Genomic DNA, 21,786 nt, shown 5'->3' with positions numbered 1-21,786 from the left:
GCGGGCAAGCGCGCTCCTACATTGGGTCGGTGTCTGCTCAGGACTTCGCGATCATATTCCCGGCATGCAGCCCGCATTCCTTCTGCGTCGCTTCTTCCCACCACCAGCGGCCTTCGCGTTCGTGCTGATTCGGCAGCACCGGGCGCGTGCAGGGTTCGCAGCCGATGCTGATGAAGCCGCGTTCGTGCAGGGTGTTGAAGGGCAGTTCGAGCATGCGGATGTAATTCCACACATCGGTGCTGCTCATCTGGGCCAGCGGGTTGAATTTGTACAGCGTGCGCTCCGGGGTCGAGAAGGCGCTGTCGATTTCCACCACGGCGACGTTGTTGCGCGTGCTCGGGCTCTGGTCCCGACGCTGACCGGTGGCCCAGGCACTGACGCCTGCCAGCTTGCGGCGCAAGGGCTCGATCTTGCGGATGCCGCAGCACTCGCCATGGCCGTCGCGGTAGAAGCTGAACAAGCCCTTTTCCTTGACCATCGGCTCCAGCTTTTCGCGGTCCGGGCTGACAATGTCGATGTCGATTTTGTACTGCTCGCGGACCTGATCGATGAAGCGATAGGTCTCCGGGTGCAGCCGACCGGTATCCAGGCTGAACACCTTGACGTTCTTGTTGATTTTCCAGGCCATGTCCACCAGCACCACGTCTTCCGCGCCACTGAAGGAAATCCACAGGTCGTCGCCGAAGTGCTGAAAGGCGAATTTGAGGATGTCGGACGGGGATTTGTTGGCGAAGGTGGCGGCGATGTCGTCAACGTCGAAAGGGTGGTTCATCTGGACGGCTTCCTGATCAGGGCTGGCGCTTAGGCGCTCGTAATGGCGCAGATGGTAACAAAAAACCTGACCTCGTTTGCCCGAAAGCAATGGCGCGGAGAGGTACACGCGGCTGCGGCCATTGTCTGTAGGAGCCGGCTTGCTGGCGAACGCATAGGTTTAGCCAGTTTTCCGTCGCCTGACACGACCCATTCGCCAGCAAGCCGGCTCCTACGGATCTCATACCCGAAGTTGACTCCCGGCGGCTGCCTCCGTTGATTGTCGCTGGCATGCTCTCACTGGGCGGACGCATCCCTCTGTAGGAGCCGGCTTGCTGGCGAACGCGTCAGGTCAGGTGGTGAGGTGTTCAATGACCCACCCCATTCGCCAGCAAGCCGGCTCCTACGGATCTGCGCACGCTCACGCCCCATCGGCGGCCCCCAGGCCATGATTTGCGTATGCGCGCTATCCACCGTCGATCGCTGATCAGTCGTTCACATCCCCTCAAGCGTCTCCATCAACACCCGCACTTTGGTGAAGGTCTCCTGATATTCCGCTTCCCACTGCGAATCGGCGACGATGCCGCCGCCGCCCCAGCACGCGATCTGGCCGTCTTTTGCCAGCAAACTGCGGATCGCGATGGAACTGTCCATGCTGCCCCGCACGTCCAGGTACATCAGCGAGCCGCAGTACAACGCCCGGCGGGTAGGCTCCAGTTCGTCGATGATCTGCATCGCGCGGATCTTCGGCGCTCCGGTGATCGAGCCGCCCGGAAAACTGCCGCCAATCAGGTGCAGCGCGTCCTTGCCGTCGGCCAGTTCGCCCGTCACCGCGCTGACCAGATGATGCACGTTGGGATAGCTCTCCAGGCTGAACAGCTCCGGCACCTTCACCGAACCAATCTGGCAGGCGCGGCCCAGGTCGTTGCGCAGCAGGTCGACGATCATCAGGTTCTCGGCGCGATCTTTCGCGCTCGAAAGCAGCTCCTGAGCAAACGCGGCGTCCTCAACGGCATCCCGCCCGCGCGGTCGCGTGCCTTTGATCGGCCGCGTCTCGACCTGACGCTGACTCACTCTGACGAACCGCTCCGGCGATAGACTCAATACCGCATCGCCTTCAGGCAAGGCCAGATACCCGGCGAATGGTGTGGGGCAGGCCATTCGCAGCGCTTGATACGCCGCCCACGGATCACCGAGGTACTGCCCGCGAAAGCGCTGGGCGAAATTGACCTGATAGCAGTCGCCGGCCTGAATGTAGGCGTGAATCCGCTCGATGGCCTGCCGGTACTGCTCGGCATCTATGTCCGGCGCGAAGGGCGCTGTCAGCTTGAACGATGGGTTCGGTTGCGCCACCGGTTGCTCGAACAGCGCGATCAGCCGCTGGCGTTCGGCTTGATCAAGGGCGGGGTGAAACACCAACTGGCTGGTGTGCTTGTGATGGTCGCTGACCAGCGCCCAGGCGTAGAGCCCCAGCCGTGCGGAGGGCAGATGCAAGTCATCGACGGCCTGATCGGGAAGGGGCTCGAACAGGCGGCCGAAGTCATACGCCAGATAACCGATCAATCCACCGGCGAACGGCAGCGCGCAGTGCTCGGGCAGCTCGGCTTCACCCAGGCGGGCCAGTGATTCACGCAAGCGCTGAAGAAAGGCCGGGCCGGATTCGTCCGCCACCGGCTGCAGGGTTTCCAGCGGCCAGGCGCTGAGCAGATCGAAGCGGCCTCGGTCTGCCGTCGGGCGGCCGCTGTCCAGCAGCACGGCGCCCGGGGCAACGCGCACGCGGGCGAAGTAACCGCTGGGGTCGGCGTGATAGGGCAGTGGGTGTACAGAGCAAGTTGGCATGCGAGGCGTGGATCAGTCAGTGCGCGAGGACGGCGATTGTAGTCTTCCCCAAGGGCGAGTCCTAGGGGGAAGGCGCAGTCGCTGGCGGCTCACCGTGCAGAATTCTCCGGGCATCCTCTGGCGTCAGCGGGTAACCAAAAAAGCGCCGGTAGAAGTCCATCGTCTGTGCCGCCATGTCCACATCCGCAAACAACGCCGGATGCAACTGCTGCGCCGCCCACGCCACTTGAAGCGCCACCTCGGTGCCGTATCGATCCCACGGGAAAACCCCGGCCGGATTGCGCAGGACGCGCCCGTTGCGCACCGCCTCAAGCTGGTTCAGCAGTTGCGGCTGCGCCGCGTGATCCAGCCGGCCCGCATTGGCAGCGAGAATGACCACATCCGGCTGCCAGGCCACCAATTGCTCGCTCGACACGATCTGCATATTGCCCTTGAGCCCCGTCGCGGCATTGCGGCCGCCGGCGATCTTGATCCAGTCGTCGATCAGCGTATCGGCGCCATCCACCTTCAACGGATTGACCGACGCGATGTGCAGCACTTTGGGTCGCTGCTCCGGCGGGATAACCGCCACCACGCGATTGACTGCTGCCAATTGCTGATCCAGAAACCCGTTGTAGGCGAGGGCCCGCGTGCGTGGCTCAGCACCGCCCAGGGCCTCGGCCGTGTTGAGCATCGAGCGTTTCAGCCCGGCCAGGTCGGTGTAGCCCATCTGCATGACCGGCAGGCCAAGCTGTCGGTAGGCAATGGCCTGACGATCGCCGAGGGCGGTGAACACCAGGTCGACGTGCTCGGCCAGCAAGGTCTCGGCATTGAACGCCGTGCCTTCGATGGCCGTGGCCTGGTTCAGCGCGGGGAGGACCTTGAACATCCACGGTTGGCTTTCGGGATGGTTGACCGTCGCAACGATGCGCGACCCGGCCCCCAGCGTCATCAGCAGCACGTGATGGGCGTACCAGGCGTCAGCGATGCGCGCGGGTGCCACCGGGACGTTGACCTGATGTCCGCCATCGTCCTGCACCTGTCCGGGTTTCAGCGAGCTGGCCTGAATGTTCTGTCCGACATCACCCGGATCAGCCAAAGCGCTGCCACTCAGCCCGACGAGCAGAAAACTGCTCAGCAAACGGCCCATGCCGACCCGCCGCGCCTTCACAGGTCCACCTGAATCGACGCCTGCACCATGCGCGGCGCGGCTGGCGTGGCGCTGGCTTGCCCGGCACCGGTGTAGCCGTTCAGCCCGCCAGGGACGATGTTGGTCCAGTAGCGTTCGTTGGCCAGGTTGGTGACTTCGAGGCGGTAGACCGTGTCGCGCTTCATCAACCGGGTGCTGTAGCTGGCGCCGGTGTCGAAGGTTGTGTAGCTGCCCACCCAGTGATCGTTGCTGTCGTCGGTGGGGCGGGCGCTGGCGTAACGGGCGTTGAGGTTGACGGCGAGGCCCGGCACCTGGTCGATGCGGTATTCGGTCAGCAGGCTGGCGGTGACCCGCGACAGCCCGACGATGCGCGTGTCTTCCGTGCTGTCGTTGCCGGTGGACAGCAGCTTCGGGTCCAGCCAGGTGATGCCGCCGAACATCTTGAGATTCTGGCTCAGGTCACCGTCGGCCAGGAATTCCACACCGCGATTGCGCTGATCGCCCGCCACGGCATAGACGTTATCCGGCTGGGTGTAGGCGAAGGGGCGCTTGATCTGAAACGCCGCCAGCGACAGGTTGACCCCGCGCGCCACCCATTTGCCGCCCAGCTCCCACATGCGGCTGCGATACGGCGACAGGATCGCCCCGGCGTTGCTGCTGCCCGCCGCCGCGCTGTCGCCCTGTTGCAGGCTGTCGGCGTAGGTCAGGTACAGCGTCAGGTCGTCCACCGGCTTGAACATTACGCTGCTGGCCGTGCTGATGCCCGAGTCCTGCGATGAGGTGTGGACGCCCGCTTGAGAATAATTGTCCGCGTTCAGGCGGCTCTGGCTGCCGCTGAGCATCAGGCTCCATTTCGGCGTGAAGGTCAGGGTGTCGCCCAGCACGAACGAGCGTTGGCGGGCGTTGGCCGAGTGATAGCGGTCGGTGAAGTCCGGGAAGTCCGGCTCGTCGAAGCCGACCGGGTTGCTCAACGACGCGCTGCCGAGGGTTTTCGTGCCACCGGCCACGGGGTTGTAGTTGTCCCAGTCAAACCCGGTGACGCCGACGGTCAGGTCATGCCGAATGCCGGCGGTGTAGACGCTGCCGTTGAGGTTGGCCAGATAGCTGTTGATGGTGAAGCGGCTGGCAGTGGCGCTCGCCACCGAACTGCGATACGTCCCCGCCTTGTTGATCAGGGTGTTGGTGACGGCGGTGGACTCGCGGTCGGCGATCTGCCGAAGCGCGCCGATGTCGAGTTTCCAGTTGCCGTCGAAGTCATGCTTGAAATGCGCGCTGGCGGTGTCCGTGGTGTTGTTGTCACCGGAATAATTCTGCCCGAGGTTGCTGCGGGTCGGGTCCGGCGCGTGGGGGAGCGTCACCCCTGAGGCGACGGCGAACTTGCCCGGCAGGCCCTTGGACAGGTAGTCGTAGTGGCTGAAGTTGGTTTCGATGACGCTGTCATCACTGATCTGAAAGTCAGTGGCAAGGCTCACCAGTTGCCGGCGCAACGTGCTGCCGGGCGCATAACTGTGGCCTTGTTCGTCGACCAGGTTCAGGCGGTATTTGATCTTGCCGTCCGGGTCGAACGGGCCGCTCAGGTCAGCGGCCTTGAGCCAGGTCAGACCGGTGCCCACGCCGACGGTCACCCGATTGCGGGTGAAATCGGTCGGTCGCTTCGACAGCAGGTTGAAGGTGCCGGCCGGATTCGCCGGGCCATACAACGACCCCGACAACCCGCTCAGCACTTCGACGCCGCCCAGTTGCTCGGCCGGGTAATCGGTGGTCGAGACCACGTTGAGGCCGTCCAGCCGGCTGTTCTGCACCACGCTGCCCTGCAGGCCCCGGGTCTGCGGCCGGGCGCCGTCAGCTTGCACGGAGGGCATGTAACTGATGATGTCCTTGAAGCTTTTGAGCTGCTGGCTGTCGATCAGGTCCGAGGACAGCACGCTGATGGAATAGGGCGTGTCCAGCAGCCTGCGTTCACCCATCGGGCCGAGGGTCGCCGACTTCTCCCGCGCCTGATCGGCAATCGACTGTTCGGCGCTGATGTCCAGCGGCGCCAGGGTCATTTCTTGCGCCAGGCTGACCTGGGCGAAGCCGCCAAACAACAGCGGTGCCAACGCCAAGCGCGATGAGAAGGATCGGGTCATGTAAACACTCAGCAAGGAATGAAAAAGCGGTGGCCGTCGGTGTCGATCTGCTCGACGGCGACCTGGTAAAGACGCGCCATCAGGGCGCTGTCGACGACGTCGTGGGGGGCGCCGTCGGCGATGAGTCGGCCTTCGTGCAGGACCAGCACGCGATTGGCCGAAGCGAGCGCGTGTTCAGGGCGGTGGGTGCTGGACAGAATGCTGATGCCTTCGGCGGCGAGGCGCTTGAGCAACGCCAGCAGGCGCAGCTGATGGCCGTAATCGAGACCGGTGACCGGCTCGTCGAGAATGATGGTGTTGGCGCGCTGGACCATGGCCCGGGCGATCAGCACCCGCTGACGCTCACCGCCGGACAGCTCGGTGTACGGCCGGTCACTCAGGTGCAGGATGCCCAGCTCGGTCAGGGCCTGCTGCACCGAGGTGATTTCGTCGCAGCTGGGTGCATGGCCCAGGCCCACGGTCGGCAACCGGCCTTGGCCGACGATGTGGGCGACGCTGAACGGAAAGCTCGGCACGTGACTTTGCGGCACGTAGGCGACCTGCCGGGCCACTGCGCGGCGCTTCATCGAGCGTATCGGCTGGCCGTCGATCAGGACCTCACCTGAGTGGGGCGTCTGCAACCCCAGCAGCAGCCTCATCAACGTGCTTTTTCCGGCGCCGTTCGCCCCCAGCAGGGCAATGTTGTCGCCGGCGGCAATGTCCAGCGAGACGTTGTCGAGGATCACACGGTCGCCGATCCGATAGCTGAGTTGACGGGCCTGCAAGCGCTTCATAACCAGCCCTTGCGCACGCGGTGCAACACCAGCACAAAGGCGATCGCGCCGAACAGCTCGGTGATGATGCCGAGGGGGATTTCTCCCGCCGACACGCTGCGAGCGACGCCGTCGGCGGCCAGCAGGAAGATTCCGCCCAGGCAGGCGCTGAGGGGCAGCAGACGCGTATTGCCGGGGCCGACCAGCAAGCGCGCCAGGTGCGGAATCAGCAGGCCGATCCAGCCGACCATGCCCGCCAGACTGACAGTGAGCGCACAGATCAGCGTAGTCAGGACAATCAGGCCGCCACGGATCTTCTCCACCGGCACGCCCAGGCTCAGGGCCTCGTCATCACTCAGGGAAAGCGCATCGATGGCGCGGCCGGTCAGGCACAGCAGCAGGATGGCCATAGCCAGAGTCGGGCCGATGATCCACAGCGCCTGCACGTCGACGGCACTGAGGCTGCCAAGCAGCCAATAAACGATGCTCGGCAACTGATCCACCGGATCGGCCATGTATTGGGCGATGGACAGCAGCGAGGTGAAGAGGGCGTTCGCGACAATGCCGCCGAGCACCAGCAGCAGAATCGAGGGGGACTCAAACATATGGGCAATGCCCAGACCGACCGCCACGGCGATGAGCCCGGTGACGCACGCCACCAGCGCAACAGCAAGGGGCGGCAGGTGCCCGATGATCCCCAGCGCAGCGCCGAACGCACAGCCGCTCAACACCCCCAGCAAGCCTGGCGACACCAGCGGGTTGCGGAACACGCCCTGATACGCCGCGCCCGAAACAGAAAGCCCGGCGCCCACCAGCACGGCGGCGATGACCCGAGGCAGCCGCGACTCGATGATCAGGCTGTGAAGCAGGTCGTAGCGCTGGGCGGGCATGTCGCTGAGGCCCACCATCGTTGCGATGAATGTGCTGAATTCGTGGATTGAAATTTGATAGCGGCCCAATGACAGCGCACAGACGGTCGTCATGATCAACGCCAACAGGCTGAGCAACAGAGGGGAATAAAGCTTGGAAGGGGACATCTGTTACTCATTGTTTCGGTGTGTAAAAAACTATACAGCGATGGGCGAGGGTTCTCTAGGGACGGGATGCCGCATGGGGTGAATCTTCATTTTCAATGGGGTGGGCTATGAACGGCTACACGCGATCCCGGCGAGATTTGGGATCTTCGATCTTGAACACCTGACTGCTCAACGCACGCACAATTTGTAGGAGCCGGCTTGCTGGCGAATCCGCCGGGTCAGGCGATATCGTCGTTTCTGACTGACCGCGTTCGCCAGCAAGCCGGCTCCTACGAATTTTCATCCGCCGAAGAGCTGGACGTTGCCGATATACCGGGTAGGAGCGCGCTTGCCCGCGAATGCGGTGGGTCAGGCACGTAGGTGTCAGGGCAGATATTTTCGCGGGCAAGCGCGCTCCTGAAGTCGATTCGGCGATCCCCATAGCGCGAGGCTGGAAGGCAAGTGCCGAACAGGGTAACCAACAGGCGAATGCTCAAACGTGCCCGAACAACCCCTGAGCAAACTTGACGCGCTCTTCCGGGCTTTCCTGAACACCGTCCGCCGCCAGCTCTTCGAGCCGCTTCTCCACCGCCACGGTCCGGTGAGTCAGCCCGCAGTCGTTGGCGATCTGGATGTTGAGCCCCGGCCGCGCGTTGAGCTCCAGAATCAGCGGCCCACGGTCCTGGTCCAGCACCATGTCGACGCCGATATAGCCCAGGCCGCACAGCTCGTAGCACTCTGCCGCGAGCTTCATGAAACCGTCCCAGTTCGGCAGTTGCACGCCATCCACCGCATTGGTGGTGTCGGGATGCTTGCTGATGATGTTGTTCAGCCAGGTGCCGCGCAGCGTCAGGCCGGTGGCCAGATCAACGCCGACACCGATGGCGCCCTGGTGCAGGTTGGCCTTGCCGCCGGACTGCCGGGTCGGCAGGCGCAGCATGGCCATCACCGGGTAACCCATCAGCACGATCACGCGGATGTCCGGAACGCCTTCGTAGCTGATGCTCTTGAAGATCTGGTCGGGTGTGACCCGGTATTCGATCAGCGCACGATCGCGATGGCCACCCAACGAATACAGCCCGGTGAGGATGCTGGAAATCTGATGCTCGATTTCGTCGTGGCTGATGATGCGCCCGGAAATCGTGCGGAAACGCTCTTCGAAACGGTCGGCGATGACCAGAATGCCGTCGCCGCCCGCGCCTTTGGCGGGCTTGATGACGAAATCGCTGCGCCCGCCGATAATCGTGTCGAGCGTGTCGATTTCCTTTTCGGTGGAAATGATCCCGTACATCTCGGGCACATGAATGCCCGCCGCGACGGCCCGCTCCTTGGTGATGATCTTGTCATCGACGATGGGGTAGAGGCTGCGCTTGTTGTATTTGAGCACGTAGTCGGCGTTACGCCGGTTGATGCCCATGATCCCCTTGGCTTCCAGCGCCTTCCAGGTTTTCCACCAGCCGATCATTTATGGTGTTCCCGCTCGGCGTCTTCCTTGAGAAAGGCCTTGAAGCGGACCAGCTCGGTCAGCCGATAACCGCGATAACGCCCCATCGCCAGCATGAAGCCCACCAGAATCAGCAGGATGGCCGGGAACGTAAACACGAAGTAGATGAACTCCGGGATGCTCATGATGATGTGCGCCAGAGACGCCGCGAACAGCGTGCCGATGGCGACCTTCATCGCATGGCCGCCGCCGCGTTCTTCCCAGGTGATCGACAGGCGTTCGATGGTCATGGTCAGAATCACCATCGGGAACAGCGCCACCGACAGCCCGCGCTCCAGGCCCAGCTTGTGGCTGAACAGGCTGATGGCGGCGATCAGCACCACCACGAAGGTCAGCACCACCGACAGCCTCGGCAGCATTTGCAGCTTGAGGTGTTCAAGGTACGAACGCAGGGACAGGCCCAGCGCCGTGATGATGGTGAACAACACGATGCCGAATCCCAGCTGGGTCTCGCGGAACGCCAGCGCAATCAGCACCGGGGTGAAGGTCCCGAGCGTCTGCAGGCCTACGAGGTTACGCAGGATCAGGATCACCAGCACGCCGATCGGGATCATCACCATGATCATGAAGGTCTGCTGGGTTTGCAGCGGCAGGCTGTAAAGCGAGTACTCGAGGAAGTCGGCGTCGGTGCTTTCATCGGTCAGCTTGGCCAGACGAATCGCGTTCATCTCGCTGTTGTTCAGGCTGAAGTTGACCGTGGCCTTCTTGCCGCCTTCGACGGAGATCAGGTTGTCGTTACCGATCCACCACAGCAGGCGGTCCTGGGGCAGGCCTGCTTCGCCGGTTTCCGGATTGAAATACAGCCAGTCCTTGCCATTGAAGCTGCGCAGCCACAGTTCGGGCGACTGCGGCTGATCGGCGACCAAACGAATGGTATGGGCTTTCTCCACCGGCACATGGGCGATGGACAGCAGGATCTCGGTGATCCGCGCCTTGTTCGCCACCGACGTATCGCCGGCCAGTAGCAGCTTGACGTTGTCGTCGCTCAGATTGTTGACACGCTTGATGGCTTCGCTGACGAAGGTTTCGACGTCGGCGGAATGCTGCCGGATCGGTGCCAGCAGGGCGTCGGCGGCGATTTTTTCCGGGCCTTCGACAACCACGCTGTCGCGAAAGATCGGCCCCTTGATCTTGGCTTTCTCGCCGCTGTAGCGCTTGGTCAATACCAGTCGGTAGTACAGCGTCTGATTACCGGTGGCCCGTCGCGCGGACCAGGTGACCTTGCGGTTGCCGTCGGCACGGTTGACGTTCACGCCATAGTTATTGGAGATGAAGCTTTCGTTGAGGCTGATGTAATCGCGGGACAGCGGCGGCACGTACATCTGCACCTTGACCGTGTCTTTCGGGTTGGCCACGAACTCGACCTTGGCGTCGATATTCCACAGGTCGTCGGTTTCGTCTTCGGTCACCGGAATGCCGAGCACCAGTATCTGATAAGCCGTGATCGCGATGCCCAGCGTGACGAGGGTCGCGATCAGGATCTTCAGATGGAGGGTAAGAGAGCGCATGTCGTTACTCTGCGGTTTTAGCGTCGGTGACGCAGGCAGGCTTGCCTGCTGCGTATTTCAGGCTTGGATCGACCAGCGCGTCGAAGTGCTTGAGGGCTTCGGAGCCAATCAAAAGCGGGTATTGGAATGCACTGCGGTCGGTCAAGTTCACTTCTATGGTGCGCAGCGCCGCGCCCATGCAGACATCCAGGCTGATGACCGGGCGGGCGGTGTATTTCTTGTCGTCATCGGCGTCGATATCACCCGCGCGGCGCTTGATCTTGCTGACCCGGGCCAGGGGGCGTTCGATGGGGTGTTCGTGGGCGTCGTCGATGGCCAGGTAAAAGCGCACCCAGGATTCGCCATTGCGCTTGAAGCGTTTGATGTCGCGGGCGCTCAGGGAAGCGGTTTTGGCGCCGGTGTCCAGCTTGGCTGCGACCTGCAGGTCGATGTCGGCAAGCTCGGCATATTCGTTCAGGCCGTACACCGTTTTTTCAGCGGCCAGGACGATCCCGGGCAGAAAAAGTCCGGGCATAAAGAAGCCTGGCACGTACAGGGATAAGAGGAAGAGAAGAGGGTGGCGGCTCATAAGTCCAGGCGCGATGAAGAGAGAAAGAGCTGCTTTGACGTCGAAATGGGGATTTGGTTTGACCCAGGGCTGCCGTTCCTGCAAAAGCGGCCTGCTGCCCGCGTCGGCGGTCTGAAGCGGCCGGCATTCTAGCATGAAGCTTTTATGGCGCGAGCGAAGGGCGGTGTGGATAGGCACTGTCTGGCACTTCGTGAAAATGTGTCGCCCTTAGACGATTGTCGACAATCACCCTTTTAGCTTTGACGGATCTGGCTTCTTTCGCTAGATTTGCTGGCATTCAGTCAGTAGGTGTCAACAATGTTGGATGCAGCAGCAATCCTGCCTCCCTCGCCGGTCGATGCCGAGACGCTATCGGAGAATGTTTTTCGCCGTATACAGGCGGCCATCGTCAAGGGCGACATCGCCCCCGGCAGCAAGATCTCCGAGCCCGAACTGGCGCGCACCTACGGCATCAGCCGCGGACCGTTGCGCGAGGCCATTCACCGGCTTGAAGGCCAGCGCCTGTTGGTGCGCGTCCCCCACGTCGGCGCTCGCGTGGTTTCCTTGAGCCATGCCGAGCTGGTCGAGCTGTACGAAATCCGCGAATCCCTCGAAGGCATGGCCTGTCGCCTGGCCGCCGAGCGCATGACCGTTGAAGAAGTCGACGAGCTGCGCCGGGTGCTGGAAACCCACGAATGCGACAGCGCCTTTCAGGCCGGTGTCGGCTATTACCAGCAAGAAGGCGACTTCGACTTTCACTACCGGATCATCCAGGGCGCGCGCAACAGCACCCTGACCCAGATGCTCTGCGATGACCTGTACCAACTGGTGCGCATGTACCGCATCCAGTTCTCGACGACGCCCAACCGCCCGCGCCAGGCGTTCGCCGAGCACCACCGTATTCTCGACGCCATCGCCGAACGTGACGGTGAGCTGGCCGAGCTGCTGATGCGCCGTCACATCGCCGCGTCCAAACGCAATATTGAGCAGCACTTCCACGCTGCCACTGCCCGAGGTGAACAATGACCACAAGAACCACTCCCGGCCAACGCTTCCGTGACGCCGTTGCCAGCGAGCACCCGCTGCAGGTGGTCGGCACGATCAATGCCAACCATGCGCTGCTGGCGCAACGGGCCGGCTTCAAGGCGATTTACCTGTCCGGCGGGGGTGTCGCGGCGGGTTCGCTGGGCGTGCCGGACCTCGGCATTACCGGCCTGGACGACGTGCTCACCGACGTGCGCCGCATCACTGACGTCTGCGACCTGCCGCTGCTGGTGGACGTCGACACCGGTTTCGGTGCCTCGGCGTTCAACGTGGCGCGTACGGTGAAGTCGATGATCAAGTTCGGCGCGGCGGCGATGCACATCGAAGACCAGGTGGGCGCCAAGCGCTGCGGTCATCGGCCCGGCAAGGAAATTGTCTCGCAGCAGGAGATGGTTGATCGGATCAAGGCGGCGGTCGATGCGCGAACCGACGACAGTTTCGTGATCATGGCGCGCACCGATGCGCTGGCGGTGGAAGGGCTGGAATCAGCACTGGACCGTGCCGCCGCGTGCATCGAAGCGGGCGCGGACATGGTCTTCCCGGAAGCGATCACCGAGCTTGAGATGTACAAGCTGTTTGCCTCACGGGTGAAGGCGCCGATTCTCGCCAACATCACCGAATTCGGCTCGACGCCACTGTTCACCACCGACGAGCTGAAGTCCGCCGAAGTCGCGCTGGTGCTGTATCCACTGTCGGCGTTCCGGGCGATGAACAAGGCTGCCGAAAACGTCTACACCGCAATCCGCCGCGACGGCACCCAGAAGAACGTCGTCGACACCATGCAGACGCGCATGGAGCTGTACGAGCGCATCGACTACCACGCCTTCGAGCAGAAGCTCGATGCACTGTTTGCGCAGAAGAAGGGCTGATTTCGCACCTTTGCAGGAGCACGCTGGCCCGCGAATGCATTCAATCAGCTGACCTTGTGGGTGCTGACACGACGCCTTCGCGGGCAAGCGCGCTCCTACAGATGAAGCATCTTGCGAACTGGAAAGAATTGCCGATTCCCACACAACTACAAGACTGGAGACAGCAATGGCTGAAGCAAAAGTATTGAGCGGCGCAGGCCTGCGGGGCCAGGTGGCCGGGCAGACCGCGTTGTCCACCGTCGGCCAGGCCGGCGCCGGATTGACCTACCGCGGCTATGACGTGCGTGAACTCGCCGCCGACGCCCGTTTCGAGGAAGTCGCCTACCTGCTGTTGTACGGCGAACTGCCGACCCAGGCGCAACTCGACGGCTACCTGACAAAACTCCAGGGGCTGCGTGACCTGCCCCTGGCGTTGAAAGAAGTGCTGGAGCGCATTCCCGCCGACACCCACCCCATGGACGTGATGCGCACCGGCTGCTCGATGCTCGGCAATCTCGAGCCCGAAGCCAGCTTCGCCCAGCAGCTCGATTCCACCGACCGGCTGCTCGCCGCGTTCCCGGCGATCATGTGCTACTGGTACCGCTTCAGCCACGAAGGCAAGCGCATCGACTGCGTCACCGACGAGGTGTCCATCGCCGGGCACTTCCTGAAGCTGTTGCTGGACAAGGCGCCGAGCGAACTGCACCGCAAGGTCATGGATGTGTCGCTGATTCTCTACGCCGAGCACGAGTTCAACGCCTCCACGTTCACCGCCCGGGTCTGTGCATCGACCCTGTCCGACCTGTTTTCCTGCATCACGGCGGCCATTGGCACCCTGCGCGGGCCTTTGCATGGCGGCGCCAATGAAGCGGCGATGGAGATGATCCAGAAGTTTTCCTCAGCCGAAGAAGCGACAAAGGGCACTTTGGCGATGCTGGAGCGCAAGGACAAGATCATGGGCTTCGGCCACGCGATCTATAAGGACAACGACCCGCGTAACGAGGTGATCAAGGGTTGGTCGAAAAAGCTTGCGGAGGAAGTGGGCGACACGGTGCTGTTCCCGGTCTCCGAAGCCATCGACAAGACCATGTGGGAGCAGAAGAAACTCTTCCCCAACGCCGACTTCTATCACGCCTCGGCGTACCACTTCATGGGCATCCCGACCCAGCTGTTCACCCCGATCTTCGTCTGCTCGCGCCTGACCGGCTGGGCCTCCCACGTCTTCGAACAGCGCGCCAACAACCGCATCATCCGACCGAGCGCCGAATACATCGGCGTCGAACAGCGCAAATTCGTGCCCATCGAACAGCGCTGATGGGGAAAGGAGAGTTCCACGGGGCTCTCCACCCGTAACTTTTCCGTGATCGAGTCCTGACGATGAACACTGAATACCGCAAAGCCCTGCCCGGCACTGTGCTGGATTACTTCGACGCCCGCGCGGCGGTCGATGCGATCAAGCCCGGCGCCTACGCCACGCTGCCGTACACCTCCCGCGTGCTCGCCGAAAACCTGGTGCGCCGTTGCCATCCGACGACGCTGACGGCCTCGCTCACGCAGTTGATCGAACGCAAGCGCGATCTCGATTTCCCGTGGTTTCCGGCCCGCGTGGTCTGCCACGACATTCTCGGCCAGACCGCGCTGGTTGATCTGGCCGGCTTGCGCGACGCCATCGCCGACATGGGCGGCGACCCCGCCCAGGTCAATCCGGTGGTGCCGGTGCAATTGATCGTCGACCACTCGCTGGCCGTCGAATGCGGGGGCTACGACCCGGACGCGTTCAGCAAGAACCGGGCGATTGAAGACCGTCGCAACGAAGACCGTTTCCACTTCATCAACTGGACCAAGCAAGCCTTCAAGAACGTCGAGGTGATCCCGCCGGGCAACGGCATCATGCATCAGATCAATCTGGAGCGGATGTCACCGGTGATTCAGACGCTGAATGGCGTCGCCTTCCCGGACACCCTGGTCGGCACCGACAGCCACACGCCTCACGTTGATGCGCTGGGCGTCGTCGCCATTGGCGTCGGCGGCCTTGAAGCCGAGAACGTCATGCTCGGCCGCGCCTCGTGGATGCGCCTGCCGGACATCATTGGCGTCGAGCTGTCGGGTCGTCCGCAGCCGGGCATTACCGCCACCGACGTGGTGCTCGCGCTCACCGAATACCTGCGTCAGCAAAAGGTCGTCGGCGCGTACCTTGAGTTCTACGGCGAGGGCGCCCGCGCGCTGACCCTCGGCGACCGCGCGACCATCTCGAACATGGCCCCCGAATACGGCGCCACTGCGGCCATGTTCAGCATCGATCAACAGACCATCGACTACCTCCGGCTGACCGGTCGCGAAGACCAGCAAGTGCAGCTGGTTGAAGCCTTCGCCCGCCACACCGGGCTCTGGGCCGACAGCCTGGTCACCGCCGAATACGAGCGCGTGCTGTATTTCGACCTGTCCAGCGTGGTGCGCAACATGGCCGGGCCGTCCAACCCCCACGCACGTGTAGCCACCGCCGATCTGGCCGCCAAAGGCATCGCGGCGCCGTGGGAAGAAACCCCGGGCGAAATGCCGGACGGCGCGGTGATCATCGCTGCCATCACCAGCTGCACCAACACCAGCAACCCGCGCAACGTCATCGCCGGAGGCCTGCTGGCGCGCAACGCCAATCGCCTAGGGCTGACGCGCAAACCATGGGTCAAATCGTCCCTGGCGCCGGGCTCGAAAACCGTCGCGCTGTACCTGGATGAAGCAGGGCTGACCGGCGAGCTGGAGCAACTGGGTTTCGGCATCGTCGCGTTCGCCTGCACCACCTGCAACGGCATGTCCGGCGCGCTGGACCCCGTGATCCAGCAGGAAATCATCGACCGCGATCTGTACGCCACGGCGGTGTTGTCGGGCAACCGCAACTTTGACGGGCGCATTCACCCTTACGCCAAGCAGGCGTTTCTGGCCTCACCGCCGCTGGTAGTGGCCTACGCCATCGCCGGAACCATCCGCTTCGATATCGAGAAAGACGTGCTGGGCCTCGGCCCCAATGGCGAAGAAATCCGCCTGAAAGACCTCTGGCCGAGCGACGCGGAGATTGACCAGGTGGTGAAAGCCTCGGTCAAGCCGGAGCAGTTCCGTCAGGTGTACATCCCGATGTTCGCCATTCACGAAGACACCGGCCCGAAAGTCGCGCCGCTGTACGACTGGCGCCCGATGAGCACGTACATTCGCCGCCCTCCTTATTGGGAAGGCGCGCTCGCCGGTGAGCGAACCCTCCGTGGCATGCGCCCGCTGGCGGTGCTGCCGGACAACATCACCACCGATCACCTGTCGCCGTCCAACGCGATCATGCTCGACAGTGCCGCCGGCGAATACCTGGAAAAAATGGGCCTGCCGGAGGAGGACTTCAACTCCTACGCCACCCACCGCGGCGATCACCTGACGGCCCAGCGCGCCACGTTCGCCAACCCCAAGCTGTTTAATGAAATGGTGGTGGAGAACGGCAAGGTCAAGCAGGGTTCCTACGCGCGCGTCGAGCCGGAAGGCCAGGTCACGCGGATGTGGGAGGCCATCGAAACCTACATGGCGCGCAAGCAGCCGCTGATCATCATTGCCGGCGCCGATTACGGCCAGGGTTCGTCCCGGGACTGGGCCGCCAAGGGCGTGCGCCTGGCGGGCGTCGAAGTCATCGTCGCCGAAGGCTTCGAGCGCATCCACCGCACCAATCTGGTGGGCATGGGCGTGCTGCCGCTGGAGTTCAAGCCGGGCACCAATCGCCTGACCCTGGGCATCGATGGCAGTGAAACCTACGACGTGATCGGCGAGCGTACGCCGGGCGCCACGCTGACCCTGATCATCCAGCGCAAGAATGGCGAGCGCGTAGAGGTGCCGGTGACCTGCCGTCTGGACACCGGGGAAGAGGTGTTGATCTACGAGGCCGGCGGCGTGTTGCAACGCTTCGCCCAGGACTTCCTCGAATCCTCGGCCGTCGCCTGAGCCGCCGCGCGCTCTGCTCTCTATATAAGAAAGAATTAGAAGGAACAGTTCATGGCTTCCACAGCACAGATCAAGATTCCCGCGACCTATATGCGCGGCGGCACCAGCAAGGGCGTGTTTTTCCTCCGGGACGACCTGCCCGAAGCCGCGCAAGCTCCAGGCCCGGCCCGTGACGCCTTGTTGCTGCGGGTGATCGGCAGTCCCGACCCCTACGCCAAGCAGATCGATGGCATGGGCGGCGCAACGTCGAGCACCAGCAAAACGGTGATCCTGTCGAAGAGCGAGAAAGCCGATCACGACGTCGATTACCTGTTTGGCCAGGTTGCCATCGATAGACCCTTCGTCGACTGGAGCGGCAATTGCGGCAACCTGTCGGCGGCGGTCGGCCCGTTCGCCATCAGCAACGGTCTGGTTGACCCGGCGCGCATTCCCCGGAACGGCGTGGCGGTGGTGCGCATCTGGCAGGCCAACATCGGCAAAACCATCATCGCCCATGTGCCGATGACCGACGGGGCGGTTCAGGAAACCGGCGATTTCGAGCTCGACGGCGTGACCTTTCCGGCGGCGGAAGTGCAGCTGGAATTCATGGACCCGGCGGCGGACGAGGAGGGCGCAGGGGGTTCGATGTTCCCCACCGGCAATCTCGTGGACGAGCTTCAAGTGCCGGGTGTGGGGACGTTCAAGGCGACGATGATCAATGCCGGTATCCCGACGATCTTCGTCAACGCCCGTGATATCGGGTATACGGGCAGCGAATTGCAGGACGCGATCAACAGCGACCCGAAGGCCCTGAGCATGTTCGAAACGATCAGGGCCTACGGCGCCGTGCGCATGGGGCTGATCGGGACGGTTGAGGAGGCAGCCACGCGTCAGCACACGCCCAAAGTGGCGTTCGTGGCCGCGCCCGCCGAGTACCTGTCTTCCAGCGGCAAGCGGGTCGCCCCCGAGGACACCGATTTGCTGGTCCGCGCCATGTCCATGGGCAAGCTGCACCACGCGATGATGGGCACCGCGGCAGTGGCTATCGGCACGGCGGCAGCGATTCCGGGGACGCTGGTCAATCTGGCAGCGGGCGGCGGCGAGCGCTGCGCCGTGCGTTTCGGCCACCCCTCCGGCACCCTGCGCGTTGGCGCTGAGGCGGTGTCGGTCGACGGCGAATGGCAAGTCAAAAAAGCCATCATGAGCCGCAGCGCGCGGGTGTTGATGGAAGGATGGGTGCGCGTGCCGGGCTGAAAGCTCGGTTTCATTGAGCACGGAAATCCGTAGGAGCCGGCTTGCTGCGGGCCGCGTTCGGACGAATGCGGTGTGTCAGGCACTGAAAACAGTGTGTGATGGATCGGTTCGCCAGCAAGCCGGCTCCCACAGTGTTTGAGCTGCGCGCTTATTTAAACCGCCGCTCGACGCCTTTCTCCACCAGCACCTTCGCCGAGATTTCCTCGACCGAAAAATGCGTGGAATTGATGTGCGGGATGTTTTCGCGGCGGAACAGGCCCTCAACTTCGCGTACCTCGAACTCGCACTGGGCGTAGCTGGCGTAACGGCTGTTGGGTTTGCGTTCGTGGCGGATCGCGGTCAGGCGATCGGGGTCGATGGTCAGGCCGAACAGCTTGTCCCGGTGCAGCTTCAGCGCAGCGGGCAACTGCAGGCGCTCCATGTCGTCTTCGGTCAACGGGTAATTGGCCGCGCGGATGCCGAACTGCATGGCCATGTACAGGCAGGTCGGGGTTTTGCCGCAGCGCGACACACCCACCAGAATGATGTCGGCTTTGTCGTAGTAATGGGTTCTGGCGCCGTCGTCGTTGTCCAGCGCGAAGTTCACCGCCTCGATCCGCTCCATGTAATTGGAGTTGTGCCCGATGGAGTGGGATTTCCCCACCGAGTAGGAAGAGTGTGAACTAAGCTCCAGCTCCAGCGGGGCGAGGAAGGTCGAGAAGATGTCGATCATGAAGCCGTCGGAGGTCGCGAGAATCTCGCGGATGTCCTGATTGACGATGGTATCGAAGATGATCGGGCGGGCTTCGTCCTTCTCGGCGGCCTTGTTGATTTGCTGCACCATGGCCCGCGCCTTCTCGACGCTGTCGATGTAGGGCCGCGTGAACTTGTTGAATGTAATGTTCTCAAATTGCGCTAACAGGCTCTGGCCCAGTGTTTCGGCGGTGATGCCGGTGCCATCGGAGATGAAAAAAGCGGATCGTTTCATTTGCGCCCCGGGGCCTTAAGCTAATGACCATTTGTGGATATGATAGGCCGGCTTGTGGGCCATGGCTGGCCGCAGTCTACCCGTTTTCAATCGCCGCGATTCCCGCACCAAAGCGTTTCCCAACAATAACCGGTTAGTGGAGAGATCACCTTGGTAGAGTACGTAGTTTCCCTCGATAAGCTCGGCAAACATGATGTTGAGCACGTGGGGGGCAAGAACGCATCCCTCGGCGAGATGATCAGCAACCTGGCGGGCGCAGGCGTGTCCGTTCCCGGTGGCTTTGCCACTACCGCTCAGGCCTACCGTGATTTCCTTGAGCAGAGTGGCCTGAACGATCAGATCCATCAGGCCCTCGACGCACTGGATGTCGACGACGTCAACGAGCTGGCGAGAACCGGCGCGAAGATCCGTCAGTGGATCATGGAGGCTGAATTTCCCGAGAAGCTCAACGCCGAAATCCGCACCGCCTTCGCCGAACTCTCGGCGGGCAACCCGGACATCGCCGTGGCCGTGCGCTCTTCCGCCACCGCAGAAGATTTACCGGACGCTTCGTTCGCCGGTCAGCAGGAAACCTTCCTGAACATCCGCGGCGTCGAAAACGTGATCCGCGCGGCGAAAGAAGTCTTCGCGTCGCTGTTCAACGACCGCGCCATTTCCTACCGCGTGCACCAGGGCTTCGACCATAAGCTGGTGGCGCTGTCCGCTGGCGTGCAGCGCATGGTGCGTTCTGAAACCGGCACCGCCGGCGTCATGTTCACCCTGGACACCGAATCCGGTTTCCGCGACGTGGTGTTCATTACCGGCGCCTACGGCCTGGGCGAGACCGTCGTTCAGGGCGCGGTCAACCCGGACGAGTTCTACGTTCACAAAAACACCCTTGAAGCCGGTCGCCCGGCGATCCTGCGCCGCAACCTGGGCAGCAAGGCAATCAAGATGATCTACGGCGAAGAGGCCAAGGCCGGCAAATCGGTCAAGACCATCGACGTCGACCTGGCCGATCGCGCGCGTTTCTGCCTCAGCGACGAGGAAGTCAGCAACTTGGCGCGCCAGGCGATGATCATCGAAAAGCATTACCAGTGCCCGATGGACATCGAGTGGGCCAAAGACGGCGACGACGGCAAGCTGTACATCGTGCAGGCGCGTCCCGAGACCGTGAAAAGCCGCACCTCGGCCAACGTCATGGAGCGTTACCTGCTCAAAGAGAAGGGCACCGTGCTGGTGGAAGGCCGCGCCATCGGCCAGCGCATCGGCGCCGGCAAAGTGCGGATCATCAAAGACGTGTCCGAGATGGACAAGGTCCAGCCCGGCGACGTGCTGGTCTCCGACATGACCGACCCGGACTGGGAACCGGTCATGAAGCGCGCCAGCGCCATCGTTACCAACCGCGGCGGGCGTACTTGCCACGCGGCGATCATCGCTCGCGAGTTGGGCATCCCGGCGGTAGTGGGTTGCGGCAACGCCACTGAGCTGTTGCAGGAAGGTCAGGGCGTCACCGTGTCCTGCGCCGAGGGCGACACCGGTTACATCTTCGAGGGCGAGCTGGGCTTCGACATCAAGCAGAACTCCGTCGACGCCATGCCTGATCTGCCGTTCAAGATCATGATGAACGTCGGCAACCCCGATCGCGCTTTTGACTTTGCCCAGCTGCCCAACGCCGGTATCGGCCTGGCGCGTCTGGAATTCATCATCAACCGCATGATCGGCGTGCACCCCAAGGCGCTGCTGAACTACGCCAACCTGCCCCAGGACATCAAGGAAAGCGTCGACAAGCGCATCGCCGGTTACAACGATCCGGTCGGGTTCTACGTCGAGAAGCTGGTCGAAGGCATCAGCACCCTGGCGGCGGCGTTCTCGCCGAAGAAAGTCATCGTGCGCCTGTCGGACTTCAAGTCCAACGAATACGCCAACCTCATTGGCGGCAAGCTCTACGAGCCGGAAGAAGAAAACCCGATGCTGGGCTTCCGTGGCGCGTCGCGTTACATCAGCGAAAACTTCCGCGACTGCTTCGAGCTCGAATGCCGCGCCCTCAAGCGCGTGCGCAACGAGATGGGCCTGACCAACGTCGAAATCATGGTGCCGTTCGTCCGCACCCTGGGCGAAGCAAGCCAGGTCATCGATCTGCTCGCCGAAAACGGTCTGGCCCGTGGCGAGAACGGCCTGCGCGTCATCATGATGTGCGAGCTGCCGTCCAACGCCCTGATGGCCGATGAATTCCTCGAGTTCTTCGACGGTTTCTCCATCGGCTCCAACGACCTGACCCAGCTGACCCTGGGTCTGGACCGTGACTCCGGGATCATCGCCCACCTGTTCGACGAGCGTAATCCTGCGGTCAAGAAGCTGCTGTCCTACGCCATTCAGGCCTGTAACAAGGCCGGCAAGTACATCGGCATCTGCGGCCAAGGCCCGTCCGATCACCCGGATCTGGCGCGCTGGTTGATGGAGCAGGGGATCGAAAGCGTTTCCCTCAATCCTGATTCGGTACTGGAAACCTGGTTCTTCCTGTCTGGAGAGGACGCTCCAACCTGATGCAGATCGAGTAAGATGCCGG

Annotated in this window: 16 protein-coding genes; 6 read left to right on the top strand and 10 right to left on the bottom strand. The window is 62.7% G+C overall.

Annotation, left to right across the window (positions count from 1 at the left end):
- Positions 1–37: 37 nt before the first annotated feature.
- The 9 genes from EC919_RS02010 to EC919_RS01970 all read right to left on the bottom strand — a co-directional run bounded on the left by EC919_RS02010 (position 38) and on the right by EC919_RS01970 (position 11,195).
- Positions 38–772: a phosphoadenylyl-sulfate reductase gene (locus EC919_RS02010; RefSeq protein WP_133770711.1), complete on the bottom strand. Its 735-nt coding sequence runs from the start codon at positions 770–772 to the stop codon at positions 38–40.
- 473 nt (positions 773–1,245) lie between these two features.
- Positions 1,246–2,589, bottom strand: coding sequence for an aminodeoxychorismate synthase component I (gene pabB / locus EC919_RS02005; protein WP_133770709.1), 1,344 nt, complete (start codon positions 2,587–2,589; stop codon positions 1,246–1,248).
- Positions 2,590–2,650: 61 nt separating this feature from the next.
- Positions 2,651–3,718: an ABC transporter substrate-binding protein gene (locus EC919_RS02000; protein WP_133770707.1), complete on the bottom strand. Its 1,068-nt coding sequence runs from the start codon at positions 3,716–3,718 to the stop codon at positions 2,651–2,653.
- 17 nt (positions 3,719–3,735) lie between these two features.
- On the bottom strand, positions 3,736–5,847 hold the full coding sequence (locus tag EC919_RS01995) for a TonB-dependent receptor (protein WP_243842172.1): 2,112 nt from the start codon (positions 5,845–5,847) through the stop codon (positions 3,736–3,738).
- 8 nt (positions 5,848–5,855) lie between these two features.
- Positions 5,856–6,620, bottom strand: a complete 765-nt coding sequence (locus tag EC919_RS01990) for an ABC transporter ATP-binding protein (RefSeq protein WP_133770705.1) — start codon at positions 6,618–6,620, stop codon at positions 5,856–5,858.
- Entirely contained in the window at positions 6,617–7,636 is a 1,020-nt protein-coding gene (locus EC919_RS01985; protein ID WP_133770703.1) for a FecCD family ABC transporter permease, read from the bottom strand. Before EC919_RS01985 ends, EC919_RS01990 begins: the two co-directional genes overlap by 4 nt.
- Positions 7,637–8,108: 472 nt before the next feature.
- Positions 8,109–9,077 carry an alpha-L-glutamate ligase-like protein gene (locus EC919_RS01980; RefSeq protein WP_166650471.1) on the bottom strand — a complete coding sequence of 323 codons (969 nt, stop codon included), beginning with the start codon at positions 9,075–9,077 and terminating at the stop codon, positions 8,109–8,111.
- Positions 9,077–10,627 carry an inactive transglutaminase family protein gene (locus EC919_RS01975; RefSeq protein WP_133770699.1) on the bottom strand — a complete coding sequence of 517 codons (1,551 nt, stop codon included), beginning with the start codon at positions 10,625–10,627 and terminating at the stop codon, positions 9,077–9,079. Before EC919_RS01975 ends, EC919_RS01980 begins: the two co-directional genes overlap by 1 nt.
- A 4-nt stretch (positions 10,628–10,631) precedes the next feature.
- Entirely contained in the window at positions 10,632–11,195 is a 564-nt protein-coding gene (locus EC919_RS01970) for an ATP-dependent zinc protease family protein (RefSeq protein ID WP_133770905.1), read from the bottom strand.
- Positions 11,196–11,492: 297 nt separating this feature from the next.
- Here EC919_RS01970 and EC919_RS01965 point away from each other — a divergent pair, with 297 nt between their 5' ends.
- From EC919_RS01965 to prpF, 5 genes are all read left to right on the top strand, one after another.
- A complete protein-coding gene (locus tag EC919_RS01965; protein ID WP_133770697.1) occupies positions 11,493–12,200 on the top strand; it encodes a GntR family transcriptional regulator in 708 nt (235 codons plus the stop codon).
- Positions 12,197–13,087, top strand: coding sequence for a methylisocitrate lyase (gene prpB, locus EC919_RS01960; protein WP_133770695.1), 891 nt, complete (start codon positions 12,197–12,199; stop codon positions 13,085–13,087). The genes EC919_RS01965 and prpB overlap by 4 nt, the downstream gene beginning before the upstream one ends.
- A gap of 166 nt (positions 13,088–13,253) precedes the next feature.
- Complete coding sequence (gene prpC / locus EC919_RS01955; protein ID WP_133770693.1) at positions 13,254–14,381, top strand: bifunctional 2-methylcitrate synthase/citrate synthase; 1,128 nt, start codon at positions 13,254–13,256, stop codon at positions 14,379–14,381.
- A 62-nt stretch (positions 14,382–14,443) separates the two neighbouring features.
- Positions 14,444–17,038 (top strand): Fe/S-dependent 2-methylisocitrate dehydratase AcnD, encoded by a 2,595-nt coding sequence (gene acnD / locus EC919_RS01950; protein WP_133770691.1) that lies wholly within the window; start codon positions 14,444–14,446, stop codon positions 17,036–17,038.
- 51 nt (positions 17,039–17,089) lie between these two features.
- On the top strand, positions 17,090–18,271 hold the full coding sequence (gene prpF / locus EC919_RS01945) for a 2-methylaconitate cis-trans isomerase PrpF (protein WP_133770689.1): 1,182 nt from the start codon (positions 17,090–17,092) through the stop codon (positions 18,269–18,271).
- Positions 18,272–18,419: 148 nt separating this feature from the next.
- Here prpF and ppsR read toward each other — a convergent pair whose 3' ends face one another.
- Positions 18,420–19,238 carry a posphoenolpyruvate synthetase regulatory kinase/phosphorylase PpsR gene (ppsR, locus tag EC919_RS01940; protein ID WP_074887131.1) on the bottom strand — a complete coding sequence of 273 codons (819 nt, stop codon included), beginning with the start codon at positions 19,236–19,238 and terminating at the stop codon, positions 18,420–18,422.
- Positions 19,239–19,388: 150 nt separating this feature from the next.
- Between ppsR and ppsA the strand changes: the two genes are divergently transcribed.
- A complete protein-coding gene (ppsA, locus tag EC919_RS01935; protein ID WP_133770687.1) occupies positions 19,389–21,764 on the top strand; it encodes a phosphoenolpyruvate synthase in 2,376 nt (791 codons plus the stop codon).
- The last annotated feature ends 22 nt before the right edge of the window (positions 21,765–21,786 follow it).

Source organism: Pseudomonas graminis, from assembly GCF_004364335.1.
Classification (GTDB): Bacteria; Pseudomonadota; Gammaproteobacteria; order Pseudomonadales; family Pseudomonadaceae; genus Aquipseudomonas; species Aquipseudomonas graminis_D.
This window is presented reverse-complemented; position numbering and strand designations above follow the sequence as displayed.